This window comes from Herbaspirillum sp. GW822-FHT03A08 (genome assembly GCF_058801885.1).
Genome location: NZ_JBXANR010000002.1, coordinates 68,055 through 89,963 on the forward strand (window position 1 = coordinate 68,055; position 21,909 = coordinate 89,963).

20 protein-coding genes are annotated in these 21,909 nt (G+C 59.0%); 7 read left to right on the forward strand and 13 right to left on the reverse strand.

From position 1 onward, the window contains the following. Positions 1-36 precede the first annotated feature (36 nt). The 6 genes from AC1RN6_RS05330 to AC1RN6_RS05355 all read right to left on the reverse strand — a co-directional run bounded on the left by AC1RN6_RS05330 (position 37) and on the right by AC1RN6_RS05355 (position 5,873). On the reverse strand, positions 37-1,659 hold the full coding sequence (locus tag AC1RN6_RS05330; protein ID WP_493003633.1) for a carboxyl transferase domain-containing protein: 1,623 nt from the start codon (positions 1,657-1,659) through the stop codon (positions 37-39). Between the two features lie 79 nt (positions 1,660-1,738). Then, positions 1,739-2,155 (reverse strand): YchJ family protein, encoded by a 417-nt coding sequence (locus AC1RN6_RS05335; protein WP_493003635.1) that lies wholly within the window; start codon positions 2,153-2,155, stop codon positions 1,739-1,741. Continuing rightward, positions 2,155-2,766, reverse strand: coding sequence for a 2-hydroxychromene-2-carboxylate isomerase (locus AC1RN6_RS05340; protein WP_493003637.1), 612 nt, complete (start codon positions 2,764-2,766; stop codon positions 2,155-2,157). The genes AC1RN6_RS05335 and AC1RN6_RS05340 overlap by 1 nt, the downstream gene beginning before the upstream one ends. A gap of 17 nt (positions 2,767-2,783) precedes the next feature. Further along, the gene (locus AC1RN6_RS05345; protein ID WP_493003639.1) at positions 2,784-3,965 is read right to left on the reverse strand and encodes an acetyl-CoA C-acetyltransferase; all 1,182 of its coding nucleotides are present in this window, start codon (positions 3,963-3,965) and stop codon (positions 2,784-2,786) included. Positions 3,966-4,147: 182 nt separating this feature from the next. Further along, entirely contained in the window at positions 4,148-5,332 is a 1,185-nt protein-coding gene (locus AC1RN6_RS05350; RefSeq protein ID WP_493003640.1) for an isovaleryl-CoA dehydrogenase, read from the reverse strand. Positions 5,333-5,441: 109 nt separating this feature from the next. Beyond that, positions 5,442-5,873, reverse strand: a complete 432-nt coding sequence (locus tag AC1RN6_RS05355; RefSeq protein WP_493003642.1) for a MerR family transcriptional regulator — start codon at positions 5,871-5,873, stop codon at positions 5,442-5,444. Between the two features lie 159 nt (positions 5,874-6,032). Here AC1RN6_RS05355 and AC1RN6_RS05360 point away from each other — a divergent pair, with 159 nt between their 5' ends. Beyond that, positions 6,033-7,118, forward strand: a complete 1,086-nt coding sequence (locus tag AC1RN6_RS05360; RefSeq protein WP_493003644.1) for an MBL fold metallo-hydrolase — start codon at positions 6,033-6,035, stop codon at positions 7,116-7,118. A gap of 73 nt (positions 7,119-7,191) precedes the next feature. Here AC1RN6_RS05360 and def read toward each other — a convergent pair whose 3' ends face one another. Further along, a complete protein-coding gene (def, locus tag AC1RN6_RS05365) occupies positions 7,192-7,704 on the reverse strand; it encodes a peptide deformylase (protein WP_493003646.1) in 513 nt (170 codons plus the stop codon). A 309-nt stretch (positions 7,705-8,013) separates the two neighbouring features. Here def and AC1RN6_RS05370 point away from each other — a divergent pair, with 309 nt between their 5' ends. The 4 genes from AC1RN6_RS05370 (at position 8,014) to AC1RN6_RS05385 (ending at position 13,369) form a co-directional block, all read left to right on the forward strand. After that, positions 8,014-8,760, forward strand: a complete 747-nt coding sequence (locus AC1RN6_RS05370; protein WP_493003648.1) for a hypothetical protein — start codon at positions 8,014-8,016, stop codon at positions 8,758-8,760. Continuing rightward, positions 8,750-9,883, forward strand: a complete 1,134-nt coding sequence (gene dprA, locus AC1RN6_RS05375; protein ID WP_493003650.1) for a DNA-processing protein DprA — start codon at positions 8,750-8,752, stop codon at positions 9,881-9,883. The genes AC1RN6_RS05370 and dprA overlap by 11 nt, the downstream gene beginning before the upstream one ends. A 106-nt stretch (positions 9,884-9,989) precedes the next feature. Next, positions 9,990-10,466 carry a Smg family protein gene (locus AC1RN6_RS05380; protein ID WP_493003652.1) on the forward strand — a complete coding sequence of 159 codons (477 nt, stop codon included), beginning with the start codon at positions 9,990-9,992 and terminating at the stop codon, positions 10,464-10,466. A 254-nt stretch (positions 10,467-10,720) separates the two neighbouring features. Next, positions 10,721-13,369, forward strand: coding sequence for a DNA topoisomerase III (locus tag AC1RN6_RS05385; protein WP_493003654.1), 2,649 nt, complete (start codon positions 10,721-10,723; stop codon positions 13,367-13,369). 114 nt (positions 13,370-13,483) lie between these two features. On the opposite strand, the gene AC1RN6_RS05390 is transcribed toward AC1RN6_RS05385, so the two are convergent. Beyond that, positions 13,484-14,260, reverse strand: a complete 777-nt coding sequence (locus AC1RN6_RS05390) for an exodeoxyribonuclease III (protein WP_493003656.1) — start codon at positions 14,258-14,260, stop codon at positions 13,484-13,486. A gap of 127 nt (positions 14,261-14,387) precedes the next feature. Here AC1RN6_RS05390 and pyrE point away from each other — a divergent pair, with 127 nt between their 5' ends. Continuing rightward, positions 14,388-15,050, forward strand: a complete 663-nt coding sequence (gene pyrE, locus AC1RN6_RS05395) for an orotate phosphoribosyltransferase (protein ID WP_007881179.1) — start codon at positions 14,388-14,390, stop codon at positions 15,048-15,050. A 90-nt stretch (positions 15,051-15,140) separates the two neighbouring features. Here the strand turns inward: pyrE and AC1RN6_RS05400 are convergent, their stop codons facing one another. From AC1RN6_RS05400 to gatC, 5 genes are all read right to left on the reverse strand, one after another. Further along, positions 15,141-15,647, reverse strand: a complete 507-nt coding sequence (locus AC1RN6_RS05400; RefSeq protein WP_493003658.1) for a LapA family protein — start codon at positions 15,645-15,647, stop codon at positions 15,141-15,143. A gap of 185 nt (positions 15,648-15,832) precedes the next feature. Continuing rightward, complete coding sequence (locus AC1RN6_RS05405; protein WP_493003660.1) at positions 15,833-16,726, reverse strand: TauD/TfdA dioxygenase family protein; 894 nt, start codon at positions 16,724-16,726, stop codon at positions 15,833-15,835. Between the two features lie 290 nt (positions 16,727-17,016). After that, on the reverse strand, positions 17,017-18,477 hold the full coding sequence (gatB, locus tag AC1RN6_RS05410; protein ID WP_493003661.1) for an Asp-tRNA(Asn)/Glu-tRNA(Gln) amidotransferase subunit GatB: 1,461 nt from the start codon (positions 18,475-18,477) through the stop codon (positions 17,017-17,019). Positions 18,478-18,536: 59 nt separating this feature from the next. Further along, complete coding sequence (gene gatA, locus AC1RN6_RS05415; protein WP_493003663.1) at positions 18,537-20,003, reverse strand: Asp-tRNA(Asn)/Glu-tRNA(Gln) amidotransferase subunit GatA; 1,467 nt, start codon at positions 20,001-20,003, stop codon at positions 18,537-18,539. 71 nt (positions 20,004-20,074) lie between these two features. Next, on the reverse strand, positions 20,075-20,377 hold the full coding sequence (gene gatC / locus AC1RN6_RS05420) for an Asp-tRNA(Asn)/Glu-tRNA(Gln) amidotransferase subunit GatC (RefSeq protein WP_007881174.1): 303 nt from the start codon (positions 20,375-20,377) through the stop codon (positions 20,075-20,077). A 402-nt stretch (positions 20,378-20,779) separates the two neighbouring features. On the opposite strand from gatC, the gene AC1RN6_RS05425 reads away from it, so the two are divergent. Beyond that, positions 20,780-21,823, forward strand: coding sequence for a rod shape-determining protein (locus AC1RN6_RS05425; protein WP_007881173.1), 1,044 nt, complete (start codon positions 20,780-20,782; stop codon positions 21,821-21,823). Positions 21,824-21,909: the final 86 nt, after the last annotated feature.

The window sequence follows — 21,909 nt, forward strand, 5'->3', positions numbered from 1 at the left end:
TCAGACGTCAATTCTGTTTGTTTTGTCGTGGCGGAATTACATCCGGAACACGCCGAACTTCGTCTCTTCAATCGGTGCATTCAAGGCTGCACTCAATCCCAGGCCGAGCACCATGCGCGTATCGGCTGGATCAATTACACCGTCATCCCACAGGCGCGCCGAGGCGTAGTAGGGATGGCCCTGATGCTCGTACTGTTCGCGGATCGGCGACTTGAAGGCGGCTTCTTCTTCCGCCGACCAGGTGCCGCCCCTGGATTCAATGCCGTCGCGCTTGACGGTCGCCAGCACGCTGGCCGCCTGTTCGCCGCCCATCACCGAGATGCGCGCGTTCGGCCACATCCACAGGAAGCGCGGCGAAAACGCGCGGCCGCACATGCCGTAATTGCCGGCGCCGAAACTGCCGCCGATGATCATCGTCAGCTTCGGCACGGCGGCAGTCGACACCGCCGTCACCATCTTGGCGCCGTTACGCGCGATGCCTTCGTTTTCGTATTTTTTGCCGACCATGAAGCCGGTGATGTTCTGCAGGAAGATCAGCGGAATCTTGCGCTGGCAGCACAGCTCAATGAAGTGCGCACCCTTCAATGCCGACTCGGAAAACAAAATGCCGTTGTTGGCGATGACGCCCACCGGCATGCCGTACAGATGCGCGAAGCCGCATACCAGCGTGGTGCCGTAGCGCGCCTTGAATTCGTCGAACTCGCTGCCGTCGACCACGCGCGCAATGACTTCGCGCACGTCGAAGGGTTTGCGCGTGTCGGTCGGGATGATGCCGTACAACTCGCGTGCCGGATACTTCGGTTCCTGCACCTCGCGTACCGCCAGTTGCTGCGGCTTGCTGCGGTTGAGGTTGCCGACGATGCTGCGCGCAATCGACAGCGCGTGCAGATCGTTTTGCGCCAGATGATCGACCACGCCAGACAGGCGCGTGTGCACATCGCCGCCGCCCAGTTCTTCGGCGGTGACGACTTCGCCGGTGGCGGCCTTCACCAGCGGCGGTCCGGCCAGGAAGATGGTGCCCTGGTCCTTGACGATGATGGATTCATCGCTCATCGCCGGCACGTAGGCACCGCCGGCGGTGCAAGAACCCATCACCACCGCGATTTGCGGAATGCCTTTGGCCGACAGGTTGGCCTGGTTGAAGAAGATGCGGCCGAAGTGGTCGCGGTCGGGAAAGACTTCATCCTGGTTCGGCAGGTTGGCGCCGCCGCTGTCGACCAGATAGATGCAGGGCAGGTGATTGAATTCGGCAATCTCTTGCGCGCGCAAATGCTTCTTGGCGGTCATCGGGTAGTAGGTGCCACCTTTGACGGTCGCATCGTTGCAGACGATCACGCATTCCTGTCCGGCGACGCGGCCGATGCCGGTGATGATGCCGGCCGACGGTGCGGCATCCTTGCCTTCTTTCTCCTGGTACATGCCGTACGCGGCCAGCTGCGAAAACTCCAGAAAGGGCGTGCCCGGATCGAGCAGCATCTGCACGCGGTCGCGCGGCAGCAGTTTGCCGCGCGCCAGATGCTTGTTGCGTGCGGTCTCGCCGCCGCCTTGCGCGATGACGGCGATCTTTTCCTTCAGGTCATCGACGATGGCTTGCATCGCCGTCGTATTGTTCTGAAAGTCTTCGCTGCGCGTATTCAGTTTGCTGTCGAGTTGCGGCATGGTGATCCTTTGTCTCCGTGTATCGTTTTTAGCGCTGCTTCCTGCTAGCTGCTTGTTACCTGTTACGTATTACCTGTTCTTATTCGTCGTCCGGAAAAGCGCCGTCGACGTAATACCAGCGCGCGACGCCTGCGGCATCGGGCTGGCGTACAAAACTGCTGACCTCGTGCAGGCGATGCGCACGGCCGGCGACCTTGAAGCGAGCGACAAATTCCACTGTCGCTTCATCGGCATCCTTGACATGCATGTGCCTGATTACGTCGAGGCCTATCCACTTGACGTCAGTTTCCGCAGTGATCGGCTCGTCCGGCAGCGTGTCGGGATGCCAGGTCGAACGCAGGTACGCTTCTTCTCGCAATGAGAACGCCGTATAGCGCGAACGCATCAGTTGCTCCGCTGTCGCCGGCACCGCTGCGCCGGAGATAAAGCGCCCGCAGCAAACGCCATAGACGCCTTTGCCGCAGGGACAAGCCTGTTTGTCTTCTTTGCCTGCCATCAGATCTTTCCATCCTTCAAAAAGACTTCAAGCTGGTTGAAGCGGTCGAAGCCCCAGAACGATTCGCCATCGACGATCACGAACGGCGAGCCGAACACGCCGCGTTCGATGGATGCCGCGACCTCCGTCTTCAAGGCATCCTTGATGGCATCGTCGTTCAGCGCAACGGTCAGTTTTTCGGCATCGATGCCGATATCGCCGGCGATGCGAAGCACCGTCTCAAGTTTGCTGATATCGATGTTCTCGGTGAAATAGGCGCTGTACAGCGTATGGATCAGATTGACGGCTTTCGCAGCATCGTTTTTCTGCGTCCACAACACCGCACGTGCCGCGTGCTGCGAGGCGATCGGCATCACATCGGGACGTTTGAACAAGATGTTGTGAAAGCGCGCGGTACGCTCCATGTCGTGGTGCGAGTAGTCGCCTTTCAACGGGACGTTGGCGATCGGTGCAATGCCCATCACCTTGAACACCGGCCCCAGCAGGATCGCGTGCCAGTTGACCGTGCGGCCGTATTGCGCCGCCAGCTTTTCGATATGCAAGGAACCGAAATAGCCGTAGGGCGAGCTGAAGTCGAAATAGAAATCGACGGGAGTTTTTTGATCGCTCATATTGTTCTCTGTTTGGTTCACACCAGTTCAATCGCCATCGCGGTGCCTTCACCGCCGCCGATGCACAGCGATGCCACGCCGCGTTTTCCGCCGGTCTTCTTCAGCGCACCAATCAGCGTGACCAGGATGCGCGCACCCGAAGCGCCGATAGGATGGCCCAGTGCACAGGCGCCGCCGTGGATGTTGACCTTGTCGTGGGTGATGCCGAGTTCCTTCATCGCGGCCATCGGCACGGCGGCAAAGGCTTCGTTGATTTCAAACAGGTCGACGTCGGCGGTGCTCCAGCCGATTTTCTTGTACAGGTTGTTGATGGCGCCGATCGGTGCGGTGGTGAACCAGTTCGGTTCCTGCGAGTGGCGCGCGTGGCCGACGATGCGGGCAATCGGCGTGCAGCCGAGTTTCTTCGCGGTCGATTCGCGCATCAGCACCAGGGCGGCGGCGCCGTCGTTGATGGACGACGACGAGGCGGCGGTGATGGTGCCGTCTTTCTTGAAGGCAGCCTTGAGCGTCGGGATCTTCTCTACCTTGGCTTTGCGCGGACCTTCATCGGTGTCGACGACGACATCGCCGGCGCGCGTCGCGACGGTGACCGGTGCGATTTCCCATTTGAACGAACCGTCGGCGGTGGCCTGTTGCGCCCGCTTGACCGAGGCGATTGCAAATGCGTCCTGGTCTTCGCGCGTGAAGTGGTATTTCGCCGCGCAGTCCTCGCCGAAGGTGCCCATCGCGCGGCCCTTGTCGTAAGCGTCTTCGAGGCCGTCGAGCATCATGTGGTCGTAGATCATGCCGTGGCCGATGCGATAACCGCCGCGCGCTTTCGGAATCAGGTAAGGCGCGTTGGTCATCGATTCCATGCCGCCCGCGACCACCACTTCATTGGTGCCCGCAAGGATGGAGTCGAAACCGAACATGGCGGCCTGCATGGCGGAGCCGCACATTTTCGACAAAGTTACGGCGCCGGCCGAGACCGGGATGCCTGCTTTGATCGCCGCCTGGCGCGCAGGCGCCTGGCCCTGGCCCGCCATCAGGCAGTTGCCGAACAACACATCTTGCACCTGATCCGGTGCGACACCGGCGCGTTCCAGCGCGGCCTTGATAGCGGCGGCGCCGAGGTCGCTGGCGGTCAACGCCGTCAGTTCGCCCTGAAAAGCGCCCATGGGAGTGCGCGCGGCGCCGACGATAACGATTGGGTCTTGCATGATCTTCTCCTGCTGCTAGTCAATGAAATACGTGAACAAAGTATGGAAAAAGTGAAATCTGAAAAACTGTTAAACAGAAACTCCGTAGAACTGTCGTCCTGACGAAAGTCAGTACCCGGTGTTCGCCGGGACGACGGGGATGCGGGTACTTAACTCAAGGGCATGCGGTTTTCGCCGCTGCCTTACATCGTTTCTGCAAACAGTTCTCGGCCGATCAGCATGCGGCGGATTTCGCTGGTGCCGGCGCCGATCTCGTAGAGCTTGGCGTCGCGCCACAGGCGCCCGGCCGGGTATTCGTTGATGTAGCCGTTGCCGCCCAGCGCCTGAATGGTCTCGCCGGCCATCCAGGTGGCTTTTTCTGCAGAGTAGAGAATAGCGCCGGCCGCGTCTTTGCGCAGGGCGCGCGCCGCATCCGGCGTCCTGGCGCGGTCGCAGGCCTGGCCGACGGCGTAGACATAGGCCTTGCACGCCATCATGGTCGAATACATGTCGGCGATCTTGCCCTGCATCAGCTGGAATTCGCCAATCGACTGGCCGAACTGCTTGCGGTCATGCACGTACGGCACGACCACATCCATACAGGCCTGCATGATGCCCAGCGGGCCGCCGGACAGCACGGTGCGTTCGTAGTCGAGGCCGGACATCAGCACGTTGACGCCGCGACCGACGCCGCCGAGCACGTTCTCTACAGGCACTTCGCAATCCTGGAACACCAGTTCTCCGGTGTGCGAACCGCGCATGCCCAGCTTGTCGAGTTTTTGTGCGACGGAAAATCCCTTGAAGCCCTTTTCCACCAGGAAGGCCGTCATGCCGCGCGCGCCTGCTTCCAGATCGGTCTTGGCGTACACCACCAGCACGTCGGCGTCGGGCCCGTTGGTGATCCACATCTTGCTGCCGTTGAGAACGTAGCGGTCACCTTTTAGGTCGGCGCGCAGCTTCATGCTGACTACGTCGGAGCCGGCATTGGGTTCGGACATGGCGAGCGCGCCGATGAAGTCGCCCGAAATCAGCTTGGGCAGGTACTTGTTCTTTTGCTCGGTAGTGCCGTTGCGCTTGATCTGGTTCACGCACAGGTTGGAGTGCGCGCCGTAAGACAAGCCGACCGAGGCCGAGGCGCGCGAGATTTCTTCCAGCGCGACGATGTGCGCCAGATATCCCATGGCCGCGCCGCCGTATTCTTCATCGGCGGTGATGCCGAGCACGCCGAGATCGCCCATTTTCTTCCACAGGTCCATCGGGAACTGGTCGCTGCGGTCGATCTCTGCTGCGCGCGGGGCGATTTCAGCCTGGGAAAACGCCGCCACGCTCTCGCGCAGCGCTGCAATATCTTCTCCGTGATCGAAGGTCAAACCTGGCAGATGAATCATGTTGTGTCTCCTCGTTTCTGATAAATGCGTTATTGATTTATATGCTTTACGTTAACGTCAATTGAAATGCGTAATTTGCCTAAATATTAAGCAATAGGCGTTCATGGGGTCAGGCGGATTTTCTGGCGGCGGTGGCGCGTTTTGGCGAGCTCTTTTCCGGCAAGGCCGTTTCCAGAAGTTGCAGGCATTCGGCCTCGTGCGCGGCGATTTCTTCCAGGGTCACTTCGAGGTCTTCGCGCTGGCGTTCCAGTTTTTCGCGATGCTGAGCAAGCACGCCGAGGAAACGTTTCAACTGCGCTTCGGTATCCTTGGGCGACTCGTACATGTCAACCAGGTTCTTGATCTCCGAGAGAGTGAGGCCGAGACGTTTGCCGCGCAGGGTGAGCTTGAGGCGGGTGCGTTCACGCGCGGCATAGACCCGGTTGCGGCCGCCGCTGCCTTCGCGCCTGGGACTCAGCAGGCCCTGATCCTCATAGAACCGGATCGCGCGCGGCGTGATGTCGAATTCCTTGGCCAGCTCAGTAATGGTGTAGGTCGGCATGATCTCTTCGGGATGACGCGTTGCGGTTTCTGGAGTGGTCGTGGCACTTTACGTTAACGTAAAGTATATTGTAGGCTGCTCTGCAAAAAATGAAAATATTTCTTCGTGTTTTGCCAGTTTGATAACGCCGGGCAAACTTCCGATTACAGTCAGGTACCCATGAACGCTCTTGAATCCCAGCTCGAATACGCCTTCGGCGACACCTTGCCCGCTCTGGGCGCCACCTTGGAAGTCGCTCCCGGCATCTTGTGGCTGCGCATGGGGCTGCCGTTTGCGCTGGATCACATCAATCTGTGGCTGCTGGAAGACGAGATCGAGACGCCGGCCGGACGTGTGCGCGGCTGGACTGCGGTCGACTGCGGCATCTCCACCGATGTCACGAAAGAAAGCTGGGAAAGCATTTTCGCCACGCAATTGCGCGGCTTGCCGATTATTCGCGTACTGGTCACGCATTGCCACCCGGATCATGTCGGCCTTGCCGACTGGCTGTGCAAGCGCTGGAACGCGCCGCTGTGGATGAGCGCCGGCGAATACGCCTTCGCGCGGCTGATGTCGGCCGGTTTGCCGGGCGCAGACGGCACGGCGGCGGCGCCGCATTTTCGTCTGCATGGCTTGACCGATGAGGAGCTGATCGACAAATTGTCGGGACGCAACAACTACTATCAGAACCTGGTGCCGGGCGTACCGCTGTCGTACACGCGCCTGCAGGATCAGCGCACGGTGCGCATCGGCGGACGCGACTGGCGCGTGATTACAGGCTTCGGCCATTCGCCGGAACATGTGTCGCTGTACGCCGACGATGCGCGTCTGCTGATTTCCGGCGACATGGTGTTGCCGCGCATTTCCACCAACGTGTCGGTGTTCGCCATCGAGCCGGAAGCCAATCCGGTGCAGCAATATCTGGATTCGCTGAAGAAATATGCCGGTTTCGCCGATGACACGCTGGTGCTGCCGTCGCACGGCAAACCGTTCCGCGGATTGCATACGCGCATCACACAACTGAACGATCATCACCGCGCGCGTCTGGCGGAAGTGGTGGAAGCGTGCGCGACGCCGAAGACGGCGGTGGAGATTTTGCCGGTGATGTTCAAGCGCCCGCTCGATACGCATCAGCTCAGCTTTGCGCTGGGCGAAGCGGTCGCGCATTTGCACAAGCTGTGGTTTGACGGCGTGTTGCAACGACAGCTGGGCGACGATGGGATTTATCGCTTCATGGCGATTCCTGACGCAGCGACCCAGCGGTGACTCAGCAGTGAGCCGTAAAAAAGGCCTGCAATCTGCAGGCCTTTTTATTTACTGAGCTGCCAGGAACGTCGGCTTATCCGCGCTTCAGTTCGCGCTCTTCCTTGAGCATCTTGGTCTTGATGCGATTACGCTTGAGCGGCGACAGGTATTCCACGAAGACCTTGCCCTTGAGGTGATCCATTTCATGCTGGATGCAGACCGCCAGCAGGCCGTCGGCTTCCACTTCAAATTCCTTCCCATCCGCATCCAGTGCGCGCGCCTTCACGCGCGCCGGACGTTCGACGCCGTCGTAGATGCCGGGCACCGACAGGCAGCCTTCGTCGTAGACCTGCTTTTCCTCGCTGGACCAGGTGATTTCCGGATTGATGAACACGCGCAGCTCGTTGCTGGTATCGGAAACGTCGATCACGATGACTTGCTCGTGCACGTCGATCTGGGTCGCGGCCAGGCCGACGCCGGGCGCGTCGTACATGGTTTCGGCCATGTCGGCGACCAGTTTCTTGATGCGATCGTCAAACACGGTGACGGGCTTGGCGACTTTGTGCAGTCGGGGGTCCGGGTAGCGGAGGATATTCAATAAGGCCATACGTATTTACTCACTGGGCTATAAAAAAGATAGCGCTGGGAGGTAGCTGAGGGTTGTTCTTGCTAGTTCAAGGATTTGGCGGCAGAATCTGCTTTTTATTGTCAATGTTGCAACTAAAAAGACTTTTGGCTGATTCTGGCGCGCGCCGCAATTTGCCGCACTGAGGGGCAATTCTTGAAAAATTTTATCATAGCCGGCCTCGCTCTCCTCTTGTTCGGACTGTCCGGCGGCGTTTGTGCAACATCGCCGGAGGTTCAGGAGGCCTTGCTCCGCATGGTGCATGCTGCACCTGAAATCAGGAGTACTCCCTTGCCGGCGGCACCTGCCGCGACGATCGCCGGTCGCGCGCTGGCGCCGTGGCTGCGCTTGCCGATGGTGTCCGACACCCTGGCATTGGAGTCCGCGCCACGCATCGTTGCTGCGCCGGAAAAACGCGCGTATCTGGGCAAGGACGACAAGATGTATGTGCAGGGAGATTTGCATGGCGTGTCTGAATTTCGCATTGTGCGTTCGGGGCAGCGTCTGTTGGATCCGCTCAGCAAAGAGCCGCTCGGCGAGGAAGCGCTCTTGCTGGGCACCGCAGTCTTGCAGGAGCAGACCGAGGACGGATTGCACCGCTTTCTGATCACGGACGCCACGCGCGAAATTGCCATCGGCGACCGCTTGCTTGCGATGCAGGCTGAAGCACCGCGCGCAATTTCTCCGCGACGTTCTTCACCGGCGGTTGAGGCGCTGATCGTGTCGATCGCCGACGGTGCCGGGCACGCAGCACAACACCAGATCGTGGCGATCAACAAGGGTGCGCGCGACCGCATCAGCGAGGGCGAGCTGTTGAGTCTGTCTGCTGCAAAAACCATTTCACGCACGGCGCAAACAGCGCAGCCGCAACAACTCCAGCTTCAGCTCCCGGAAGAGGAGCGTGGCTGTTTGCTGATTGTGCGTGTCTTCGATCGTGTTTCGTACGGCTTGATCACACAAGCGCGCGAACCGGTACAGGTGGGGGATAAGGCGTACGCGCCACAGCAAGAAAGAATGAAAACCAAGGATGTTGAATAACGCATTTCTGAACGACACGACGGAGCTGTCCGACTGGATCCGCCTGACGCAAACCGAAGGCGTCGGTGTGGAAGCCGCTCGCAGATTGCTAAGCGCCTTCGGCATGCCCTCGGATATCTTCGCTGCCGATATCACTGCATTGAGTGCGGTGGTGACCGGACGCATTGCATGCGCCTTGCTGAAGCCACCGTCAGCGATGATGCAAAACGATATCGACCGCACGCTTGCCTGGATTGAAGAGCCGGGAAATCGCATCGTCACGCTGGCCGATGCCGGGTACCCGCAAGCCCTGTTGAATATCCCCGACCCGCCGGTGCTGCTGTATATAAAAGGACGCGCAGAATTATTGGCGGCGACGTCGCTGGCCGTCGTCGGTAGCCGCAACGCCACCGCACAAGGCATACAAAACAGCGAGCGGTTTTCCGATGCGGCCAGTCGCGCCGGACTGACCATCGTATCGGGACTTGCACTAGGCATTGATGCCGCTGCGCATCAGGGCGGTCTGCGTGGCAGCGGCTCGACCGTTGCCGTGATCGGAACCGGACTCGACATCGTCTATCCGGCGCGCAATCGCGCACTCGCACATCGTCTCGCGGAAGAAGGCTGCATCATCAGCGAATACCCGCTCGGCATGCCGCCAATCGCCAGCAATTTTCCGCGCCGCAATCGGATCATCTCGGGGCTGTCGCGCGCAGTGCTGGTGGTGGAAGCAGCGGCGCAATCAGGCTCGTTGATAACGGCGAGAATGGCGGCGGAACAAGGGCGCGACGTGTTTGCGATTCCTGGTTCGATTCACTCGCCGTTGTCCAAGGGTTGTCACTTGCTGATCAAGCAAGGCGCCAAGCTGGTCGAATCGGCGGAAGACATTCTGGAAGAGCTTGGCAGGTTGACGTTACCGGTGCCGTTCCAGGCGCCGAAGCAAATGACGCTGATGAACAATCAGGATCACAATCACGATGAAGATCTCGTGCTGAAGGCGATGGGTTTCGATCCCATCGCCGGCGACATGTTGAGCATGCGCAGCGGGCTTGATGCCGCTGCGTTGAACGCGCGTCTGCTCACGCTTGAAATGGAGGGCATGGTCGAATCTTTACCCGGCGGAATGTATCGTCGTATGAATTAGACAATGCACAAAAAGCAACCGAAAGATATTCTGCGAAAATTTGAAAATCCTGCCATACTGGATTCGTAGACTTGTGTTGTGTCAACCTTCGCGATAGAGTAGAGCCATGTTTGACGTCCTTGTTTATCTGTACGAAACCTACTATCGCCCCGATGCCTGCCCTGAACCAGCGGCCTTGGTCAAGAAATTGACCGCCATTGGTTTTGAGGATGAGGAAATCACGCGCGCCCTCGGTTGGCTGACCGATCTCGAAGAAGCCAATCACGAATTCGCCGATCAGTACCCTCAGCAAACCGCCTTCTCTTTCGGCATACGCATGTACGCCACGCAAGAAATGGACGTATTGGGTACGGAAGCTGTCGGTTTCATCCAGTTCCTCGAATCAGCCAAAATGCTCAACGCCGTCCAACGCGAGATCGTCATTGAACGCGCGCTGGCCATCGGCGATGCGCCGGTGTCGCTGGAAAAGCTCAAAGTCATCGTACTGATGGTGTTGTGGAGCCAAGGCAAGGAGCCGGACGGTCTGATGTTCGACGAGCTGTTTCTCGATGAAGATGACGACGAACCCCGTCTGTTGCACTAAATCGGTTCGTTATTCCCCTAGATTCTCCCGGTTTTCCTTGGTGGACGCGTCTGTCGTCCACCACAGGCATGCCGCCGCGCTTGCCGTTTCTTCCGCATCGCGCTTATCATTCCCCCGCAATCCTCGAATATTAGCTACTATATAAAAAGCATATTGCCAATACGCAATATAAATTCTGCCAGGCCGCCTCATTTTGGTGCCGTCCGGCAAGTAGCTGACGACCACATTTTGTATCCTCTTTTGAGATCATATTTATGAGCAAGACCCTCATCATTGCCGAGAAGCCCTCTGTCGCGAACGACATCGCGAAGACGCTCGGCGGCTTTACCAAGCACGATGAGTACTTCGAATCCGACGAATACGTACTGTCCTCCGCCGTCGGCCACCTGCTGGAAATCGCGGTGCCCGAGGAATACGACGTCAAGCGCGGTAAATGGACCTTCACGCATCTGCCGATGATTCCGCCGCACTTTGCGCTCAACCCGATCGCCAAGACCGAGTCGCGTCTTAAAGCGCTGAACAAGCTCATCAAGCGCAAGGACGTCACCGGCCTGATCAACGCATGTGACGCGGGGCGAGAAGGCGAACTGATTTTCCGCCTGATCGCGCAATACACCAAAGCCAAGCAACCGGTGCAGCGCCTGTGGCTGCAATCGATGACGCCGGGCGCGATTCGCGACGGTTTCGCCAACCTGCGCAAGGACGAAGACATGCTGCCGCTGGCCGACGCCGCCCGTTGCCGCAGCGAAGCGGACTGGCTGATCGGCATCAACGGCACGCGTGCCATGACCGCGTTCAATTCGAAAGAAGGCGGCTTCTACCTGACCACCGTCGGCCGCGTGCAAACGCCGACCCTGTCGATCGTGGTCGAGCGCGAAGAGAAGATCAAGAAATTCGTGTCCCGCGATTTTTGGGAAGTGCGCGGTGAGTTCGTTTGCGCCGCCGGCATCTATGAAGGCCGTTGGCTCGACAAGATGCACAAGAAGGACGAGAACGATCCTGAGAAGCGTCCTGAGCGTCTGTGGAGCAAGGCCGCCGCCGAATCCATCGTCGCCGCCTGCCGCGGCAAGATCGGCACCGTCACCGAAGAATCCAAGCCGACCACGCAAATGGCGCCTGGCCTGTTCGATTTGACCAGCCTGCAACGCGAAGCCAACTCGCGCTTCGGCTTCTCGGCCAAGAATACGCTCGGCCTGGCGCAGGCCCTGTACGAAAAGCACAAGGTCCTGACCTATCCGCGTACCGACTCGCGCCATCTGCCGGAAGATTACCTGCAGACCGTCAAGGAAACGATGGAGTCGCTGTCCGAGAACAATAACTACCACCAGTTCTCCAAGCAGATCCTCAAGCAGGGTTGGGTCAAGCCGAACAAGCGCATCTTCGACAACACCAAGATCAGCGATCACTTTGCGATCATCCCGACCACGCAAGTGCCGAAGAACCTGTCCGAGCCGGAACAGAAACTGTACGACCTGGTGACACGCCGCTTCATGGCGGTGTTCTTCCCGGCCGCCGAATTCCAGGTCACCACGCGCTTCACCGAAGTCTCCGGCCATCAGTTCAAAACTGAAGGCAAGGTCATGACCAACCCGGGCTGGCTGGCGATCTATGGCAAGGACATCGTCGACGAGAAAGACGAAAACAGTGGCACTCTGGTCGCCGTCGCCAAGGACGAAAAGGTCAAGACCGACAAGGTCACCGCCAACGGTCTGGTCACCAAACCCCCCGCACGCTACACCGAAGCGACGCTGCTGTCCGCCATGGAAGGCGCCGGCAAGCTGATCGACTCCGATGAATTGCGCGAAGCGATGGCGGGCAAAGGTCTCGGCACGCCGGCAACGCGCGCAGCCATCATCGAAGGCCTGCTGAACGAAAAATACCTGCTGCGCGAAGGCCGCGAAATGATGCCGACCGCCAAGGCGTTCCAGCTCATGACGCTGCTGCACGGCCTTGGCGTGGATGAACTGACCGAGCCTGAACTGACCGGCGAATGGGAACAAAAGCTGGCGCAGATGGAACGCGGCAAAATCAGCCGTGAAGAGTTCATGCGCGAGATCGCCCAGATGACGCAGGTCATCGTCAAGCGCGCCAAGGAATACGACAACGACACCATCCCCGGCGACTACGCGACCTTGAAGACGCCGTGCCCGAATTGCGGCAGCGTGGTGAAGGAAAACTATCGCCGTTTCGCCTGCACCAAGTGCGAATTCTCGATGAGCAAGACGCCGGCCGGCCGTCAGTTTGAAATCCCGGAAGTGGAAGAGCTGCTGGCGAACCGCACCATCGGCCCGCTGCAAGGTTTCCGCTCCAAGATGGGCCGTCCGTTCGCGGCGATCCTGAAAATCTCGCGCGACAACGAAATCAACAACTACAAGCTCGAGTTCGACTTCGGTCAGAACGACGGCGAAGGCGAGGGCGGCGAACCGGTCGACTTCAGCGAGCAGACACCACTCGGCCCTTGCCCGAAATGCGGCAGCGGCGTCTACGAAATGGGACTGGCCTACGTCTGCGAAAAGCAGGTTGCCAAACCGAAGACCTGCGACTTCCGCAGCGGCCGCATCATTCTGCAGCAAGAAATTCTGCCGGAGCAAATGGCCAAGCTGCTCAACGAAGGCAAGACCGATTTGCTGCCGGGCTTCATCTCGCAACGTACGCGCCGTCCATTCAAGGCATTCCTGACGCGCGGCAAGGACGGCAAGATCAGCTTCGAGTTCGAGGAGCGCAAAGCCAAGGCGCCTGCCAAGGGCAAGGCTGCAGCCGCAGCAGAAGGCGATGATGCCGAAACGACGGCGGCTGCCAAGGCCAAACCGGCCGCAGCAGCGAAGAAACCGGCCGCCAGGAAACCTGCAGCAGCAAAGAAGCCCGCTGCTAAAAAGGCCGCACCGAAGAAAGCTGCCGCGTAACCTCAACCTTACGCGACCGGTTTTCTTCCGCGCACAAAAAAGCCCTCGTTATCGAGGGCTTTTTTATTGCCGCCGGCGCAGCGCAAGCAGTGTTCAAGCGGCATGCAAAGGCGATCAGCCCTTGTAATCGATCGTCAGCGGCGCGTGATCCGAGAAGCGCGCTTCCTTGTAGATCGCGGCCGTCTTCGCCTTCTTGGCAATACCGGCAGTCGCGATGTGATAGTCGATGCGCCAACCCACGTTGTTGGCCCAGGCCTGGCCGCGATTGCTCCACCAGGTGTAGGCGTCGCCGGTGGTTTCCGGATGGATGGTGCGGTACACGTCCACCAGGCCCAGCTCGTCAAACACGCGTGTCAGCCAGGCGCGCTCTTCCGGCAGAAAGCCAGAATTCTTCTGGTTGCTCTTCCAGTTCTTCAGGTCGATTTCCTTGTGCGCGATGTTCCAGTCGCCGCAGATGACGATCTCGCGGCCGCTGTCCTTCAACTCCTGCAAGTGCGGCAGAAACACTTCCATGAAGCGGAACTTCGCCTGCTGGCGTTCTTCGCTCGACGAACCCGATGGGCAATACAGCGAGATCACCGTGATGTCGCCGAAGTCGCATTCGACATAACGGCCTTCATCGTCGAACTCCTTGGTGCCGAAACCGATGCGCACGGCATCAGGTTTACGCTTGCTGTACAGGCCGACGCCGGAGTAACCCTTCTTCTCCGCATAGTGAAAATGGCCGACGTAACCCTTCGGCGTCAAAAAATCTTCAGTCATGTCGGCTTCCTGCGCCTTGAGCTCTTGCACGCAGATGAAGTCGGCGGATTCCTTGGCCATCCACTCGAAGAAACCCTTTTTGGCGGCGGAGCGGATGCCGTTGAGATTGGCGGAGACGATTTTTGGCATGGGGAAACTCACGTAAAAGTCAGGCGCGTAGCATACCTGATTCATTTAAAATGTGGGTCTTTGCAAGCCAGCGCTGTCGGGCGGCAGCGCGCGGGTTTCTCCGCAGACAATCTTTCGGGAATATATTTTGAGCAACTTACGACAAGAATTCATTGAGTTCGCCGTCTCCGCAGGCGTATTGCGCTTCGGCGAGTTCATCACCAAGGCCGGCCGCACCTCGCCGTACTTCTTCAACGCCGGCCTGTTCAACGAAGGCGCCGCGCTGGCCAAGGTCGCGCAGTTCTACGCGCAGACGCTGCAAGAATCCGGCGTCGAATACGACATGCTTTTCGGCCCTGCCTACAAGGGCATCACCCTGGCGTCCGCCACCGCCGTTGCGCTGGCCGGTCACGGCCGCAACGTGCCGTTCGCCTACAATCGCAAGGAAGCCAAGGACCACGGCGAAGGCGGCACCATCGTCGGCGCCAAGCTGCAAGGCCGCGTGGTCATCATCGATGACGTCATCTCCGCAGGCACCTCGGTGCGCGAATCGGTCGACATGATCCGCGCCGCGGGCGCCACCCCATGCGCCGTCCTGATCGCGCTTGACCGCATGGAACGCTCCGGCAAGGATGACGCCCTGTCGGCCCACTCGGCCGTGCAGGAAGTCGCCAAAGCCTACGACATGCCCGTGATCTCCATCGGCAACCTCAACGACCTGCTGGAATACCTGGCTCATGCCGGCGCCGACGCGCAGCTCTCGCAATACAAGGACGCTGTGGCAGCGTATCGCACGCGTTACGGCGTCTGATACGCGCCTGATTCAGGCTTTGGCTGTAAAAAAAATGCCCCTCACGGGGCATTGTGCATTCTGAGCGAAGAGTGAAAAGGAGCGGGTGCTTCAGATTGCCTTGATGCCCACAGCACTCACGCCGACGCCATGCCGTTGCAGGCGATCATCCAGTTCGCCGATCTGTGCGGCAACGGCGTTTTCCGTCAGCTGGCCGCGTTGCTGGATGTCCTGCTGCACCGACTCCAGTTTGTTGGTCAGCGCGCTCAGATGTGCGTTCTGGCGCTGCTGCAACTGTTGCAATTCGCTTTGCAGATAACCGCGCAATTCGATGAAGCGCGACTTCTCCGCCTGTTCGGTCAGGTCGCGTTGCGTATCGAGCTGCTTGGTCAGGCGGCGCGTCTCAAACAGCACGCTGGTCTGCAGCGCCATCACATACATCAAAAAGACCGCCGTCAGCACGATCACTACGCCCAGCATCACCAACCCCAGCGGCGCCTGAAAATCCATGAACACCAGCGTCAACTGCGTCGGCGCCAAAAAGGCCTCCCAGTTCACAGCGGCAAAAATGCCAACCAGTGCCAATACGACGATCATGAAAGTTGTGCGGAATTTCATTGCGTTCTCCTTATGTTGTTTGAATAATGCGGCGGGATGCAATTTGGACCCGATGCGATGGACGACGTTCCTTATTCGATAGCAACAATGCAAGATTGCCAATAAAAAAGCCCTCCAAGGAGGGCTTTTAGCAACTTTGTCTTACTTATTCATTATCAAGACAGAAACAATTCAACAGAAGCAATTCAAAACGGCACATCGCCTTCCACCGTGGTGCGATACAGCGTGCGGCGCAAATGCTGCGGCGTGATCGGCGCGTAATGCACGGTGCTGCGGTTATCCCAGAACACGATATCGTGCGGTTGCCATTTGTGCGTATAGACGTTCTCGGCGCGCACCATATGCTCATGCAGCAGCTTCAGCAGCGCATCGCTCTCATCCTTGGGCAAACCGATGATGTGCGAGGTAAAACCTTCGCTCACAAACAACGCCTTGCGGCCGCTTTCGGGATGTGTGCGCACCACCGGATGCTCGACGTCAGGCACCTCATCGATCTGCTTTTGCGTCAGGTCGACGCGCCACGGCGACAGCGCCTGCAAGCGGCGATAACGGTAAACGTACGAATGCACGGCGCGGCGTCCCTCAATGGTCTTCTTCACATCCGCCGGCAAGCTGTCATAGGCGTTGAACATGTTGGCGAACTGCGTGTCGCCCTGTTCCGGCGGCAGCTCCTGCGCATGCAGCAACGAACCCAGGCTGGGCTTGGGCATGTATGACAGATCCGAATGCCAGTCCGCGCCTGCATCGACCAGACCGATCGGTTGGCCGTTTTCCACCACATTGGAAACGATCATGATTTCCGGATGATTCTTGAGGTGGAAGCGATTGAGTACATGCACCTGCAGCGGGCCGAAGCGGCGGCTGAAGGCAACATGCTCTTCCGGCGTGATGCGTTGGTCGCGCAGTACGATGACACTGTGTTTGACGAGCGCAGCGCGCAGTTCTGCGATGTCGCGGTCGGATGTGAGGTTGATGTCGAGACCGGTGATCTCGGCGCCCAGCGGGCCGTCGAAAGGACGAATAGTGAAATCGTTTTCCGCGACAGCGGGACGGGTTTGCAATGCGGTTGCGCTAGCCATGATGGGTCCGTAAGCTCAGTGACGAAGGCGGCGCAAAGCGAGAGACCAAGCGGGACGAAGCACAACGAACATGGCCGGCACGATCAGCAGGGCCGCCTTACAAAAGACAAAAGAAAGGCAGAAAACCTCATTACACCCGTCGCCGGATACGGCGGCAACGAATAAGTTGGCATATCCATATGCGATTTTTGATCGTATCGGGTACCTTGCACCTTACCCCGTGAAGCGCCATGAAAAAAGCCGCTGCACAGGCAGCGGCTTTGGCAACCGAGTCAAGTCGCTGGCGGAAATCAGCCCGCCAGTTTCTTGCGCAGCAATTCTGTCAACTGCGCCGGATTCGCCTTGCCCTTGGTCGCCTTCATGGCCTGGCCGATCAGTGCGTTGATGGCTTGTTCCTTACCCGAGCGGAATTCCGCTACCGATTTTTCATTCGCTGCCAGCACCTGGTCGACGATGGCTTCGAGTGCGCCGCTGTCGGAGATCTGCTTCAGGCCCTTGGCGTCGATGATGTCGTCGGCCAAAGTATCCTTGTCGGATTTGGCTTCCCACATGCCGGCGAAAACTTCTTTGGCAATCTTGTTGGAGATCGTGCCGTCGGCGATGCGCTTCAGCAGCAGCGACAGTTGTACGGCGCTGACGGGAGCGTCGGCGATATCGGTGTCTTCGCGGTTGAGGGTGGAGGCGACGTCGCCCATGAGCCAATTGGCAGCGGGCTTGGCTTGTTCTTTGCCGGCGGCGGTGACGACGGCTTCAAAGTAGGACGCCATCGACTTCGATTGAGTGAGCACGGCGGCGTCGTATTCGGGCAGGCCGTAGTCGTTGACGAAGCGCTCGCGCATGGCGCCCGGCAGTTCCGGCATGGTGGCTTTGACGCGTGCTATCCACTCTTGCGCGATGACCAGCGGCGGCAGATCGGGGTCGGGGAAATAGCGGTAATCCTGCGCGTCTTCCTTGCTGCGCATGGAGCGTGTTTCTTTCTTGTCCGGATCGTAGAGACGCGTTTCCTGCACGACGGTGCCGCCGTCTTCGATGAGCTCGACCTGGCGACGCACTTCGTAGTTGATCGCGTCTTCCATGAAGCGGAAGGAGTTGAGGTTCTTGATCTCGCAGCGTGTACCGTATTCCTTCTGTCCGACCGGACGCACGGAGACGTTGGCATCGCAGCGGAACGAACCTTCCTGCATGTTGCCGTCGCAGATGCCGAGCCACATCACCAGCGAGTGCAGGGCCTTGGCGTAGGCGACGGCTTCGGCGGCGCTGCGCATGTCGGGTTCGGTGACGATTTCCAGCAGCGGCGTGCCGGCGCGGTTGAGGTCGATGCCGCTCATGCCCTGATAGTCTTCGTGCAGCGATTTGCCGGCGTCTTCTTCGAGGTGGGCGCGGGTCAGTTGCAGGGTCTTGATTTCGGCCTTGCCGTCCTTTTCCATCACGAAGGAAATCTTGCCGCCCTGGACCACCGGGATTTCAAACTGGCTGATCTGATAGCCCTTCGGCAGGTCGGGGTAGAAGTAGTTTTTGCGCGCAAACACCGAGCGCGGCGCGATCGTTGCGCCGATGGCCAGGCCGAATTGGATGGCGCGTTCGACAGCGCCTTTGTTCAGCACCGGCAAGACGCCCGGCAATGCCAGATCGACCGGGCTGGCCTGTGTGTTGGGGGCGGAGCCGAACTGTGTCGACGAGCCGCTGAAAATTTTGGATTCGGTCGAAAGCTGTGTGTGCGTTTCCAGACCGATGACGACTTCCCACTGCATAATATTCCTCGCTGATTCTCTATTGTTTCGTGGCGCTTCGTGGTGTTCCTGAATGGCGATTAAGCCGGTGCGCGCAGATGCCAGTCGGTGACTTGCTGATACTGGTGCGCGACATTCAGCAGGCGCGCTTCATCGTAGTAGCTGCCGATGATTTGCAGGCCGACCGGACGCTTGCCGTTCTTTTCGCCCTGACCGAAACCGCACGGGATCGACATGCCCGGCAAGCCTGCCAGGCTGGTCGACAGCGTGAAGATATCGGCCAGGTAGTTGGCGATCGGGTCGTCGGTCTTGTCGCCCAGATCCCATGCCACGGTTGGCGACACGGGACCCATGATGACGTCGCACTGACGGTTCGGGCCGAACAGCACGCTCTGGAATTCCTGCGCGATCAGGCGGCGGATTTTTTGCGCCTGCAGGTAGTAGGCGTCGTAATAACCGTGCGACAACACGTAGGCGCCGACCAGGATGCGGCGCTTCACTTCGTCGCCGAAACCTTCCGCGCGCGACTTCTTGTACATGTCGGCGAGATCCTTGTAATCGGCGGCGCGATGGCCGTAGCGCACGCCGTCGAAACGCGACAGATTGGACGATGCTTCGGCCGGGGCAATCACGTAATACACGGGGATCGACAGCTCGGTTTTCGGCAGTGAAATATCCACCAGCGTGGCGCCGAGTTTTTCGTATTCGCTGAGCGCGGCGCGCACGGCTTGCTCGACATCGGCGGCCAGACCGGCGCCGAAGAATTCTTTCGGCACGCCGATGCGCAATCCTTTCAGGCTGTCGTTGAGCGAGCGGTTGAAGTCTTCCTTCGGACGCTCGATGCTGGTTGAATCGCGCTGATCGAAACCGGTCATGGCGTTAAGCAGCAGGCCGCAGTCTTCGGCGGTTTTGGCAATCGGGCCGCCCTGGTCGAGCGAGGACGCAAACGCGATCATGCCGTAGCGCGAGACGCTGCCGTAGGTCGGCTTGATGCCGGTCACGCCGCACAGCGAAGCCGGCTGGCGAATCGAGCCGCCGGTGTCGGTGGCGGTTGCTGCCGGCGCCAGGCGCGCGGCGATTGCTGCAGCCGAACCGCCGGAGGAACCGCCCGGTACCGCAGTCTTGTCCCACGGATTTTTGACCGCGCCGAAGTAAGAATTTTCGTTGCCCGAGCCCATGGCGAATTCGTCGCAGTTGAGCTTGCCCAATGTAACAGTGCCGGCAGCGTTGAACTGTTCCACCACGGTTGCATCAAACGGGCTTACATAATTTTCCAGCATCTTCGAACCGGCCGTGGTGCGCCAGTCGCGCGTGACGAAAATGTCTTTGTGCGCGATCGGAATGCCGGTCAGCGGCGTGACGTCGTTGGCGGCGATGCGTTGATCGGCTTGCGCGGCTTGCCTGAGCGTGAGTGCGCGGTCGACGTGCAGGAAGGCATTGAGATCGCTGCCGCCGATGCGGTCGAGGAATAAAGTGGCCAGTTCGGTCGCCGAAATTTTCTTGGTCTGCAGTAGCGTCGAAAGCTCTTTAATGGTCTTGGTGTGCATGGAAAAGGTATTCGTTTTTCAGGTTCTGTGAGGCTGCGGACGCGCGATGCGCATGTCGTGACGAGCGGCGATTATTCGATGACCTTGGGTACCAGGTAGAGGCCGTCCTGAGTTGCCGGCGCCGGTTTCTGATAGTCGTCGCGGTGATTGGTTTCGGTCACGGCATCTTCGCGCAGGCGCAGCGACAAATCGGTGGTCAGGGCGGCAATCGGGTGGCTCAGCGGCTCGATGCCGGTGGTGTCGACCGCTTTCATCTGTTCGACCAGGGAGAAAATGCCGTTCAGTTTGTCCAGGGTTTGACCTGCTTGTTCATCTGTCAATTCCAGACGGGACAGATTGGCAATGCGCTTAACATCGGAAAGGGCTAGAGTCATGATAGGAAGGTGCGCGCCGGGCGCAAGAGCTAGTGTGTTGAAAAATCGCGTCGTCGACCATGCACGCGCTTGCAATTACGCAGGTAAATGCCGGTAAAAACGCAGAAGTATCTGGCATCAGGCAAGGATTATTGACAGTTTTGCCTGCTGGTTTCTCTCAAATTATAAGGTAGAATGTAGGACTAATGCCTTGCTGGCGCCGATTTGTGTCGCCGCAGTCATAAAAGAAGCTGTTGCAAAATGAAGCTGACGTTGCTGCGTCGCCCCGGTTGTACTCCTGTACGCTTTCTGTGCGGGTCCACGGCGGCGCCTCCGGGCAGCTTCATTTTGCAACAGCTTCTGAAAAAGACATCCCACTTACAAAATTGCAAAGCGCGCGACTCTGGCGCATCAGGACACTTCATGTTTGGATTTTTACGTAGTTATTTCTCTAACGACCTCGCTATTGACCTTGGAACGGCAAACACTCTGATTTATGTACGTGGTCAAGGTATCGTCCTTGACGAGCCGTCGGTTGTGGCGATCCGCCAGCAAGGCGGCCCGAACGGCAAAAAGACCATCCAGGCAGTCGGCAAGGAAGCAAAGCAGATGCTGGGCAAGGTTCCCGGCAACATCGAAGCCATCCGCCCGATGAAGGACGGCGTGATTGCAGACTTTACCGTCACCGAGCAGATGCTCAAGCAGTTCATCCGCATGGTGCACGACTCCAAGCTGTTCCGCCCATCCCCGCGCATCATCATCTGCGTTCCTTGCGGTTCGACCCAGGTGGAGCGCCGTGCGATCCGTGAATCGGCGCTGGGCGCGGGCGCTTCGCAGGTTTACCTGATCGAAGAGCCAATGGCGGCGGCAATCGGTTCCGGCCTGCCGGTGTCGGATGCAACCGGCTCGATGGTGGTCGACATCGGCGGCGGCACGACGGAAGTCGGCATCATCTCGCTGGGCGGCATGGTGTACAAGGGTTCGGTCCGCGTCGGCGGCGACAAGTTCGACGAAGCCATCGTCAACTACATCCGCCGCAACTACGGCATGCTGATCGGCGAGCAAACCGCCGAAGCGATCAAGAAGGAAATCGGTTCCGCCTTCCCAGGCTCCGAAGTCAAGGAAATGGAAGTCAAGGGCCGCAACCTGTCCGAAGGCATTCCACGCTCGTTCACCATCTCCAGCAACGAAATCCTGGAAGCGCTGACCGATCCGCTGAACAACATCGTTTCCGCAGTAAAGAATGCTCTGGAGCAAACTCCGCCGGAACTGGGCGCCGACATCGCTGAAAAGGGCATGATGCTGACCGGCGGCGGCGCGCTGTTGCGCGATCTGGACCGTTTGCTGATGGAAGAAACCGGCTTGCCTGTGATCGTCGCCGAAGATCCGCTGACCTGCGTGGTGCGCGGTTCCGGCATGGCGCTCGATCGCATGGACAAACTGGGTTCGATTTTCTCCAACGAATAATTCCGTTACAGGAGCCTTGTCAACCTCGAGGAACTGAAACGCGCCTATGACAGAGCACAAGCAGATTTGGCCGGTGCTGCGAACTT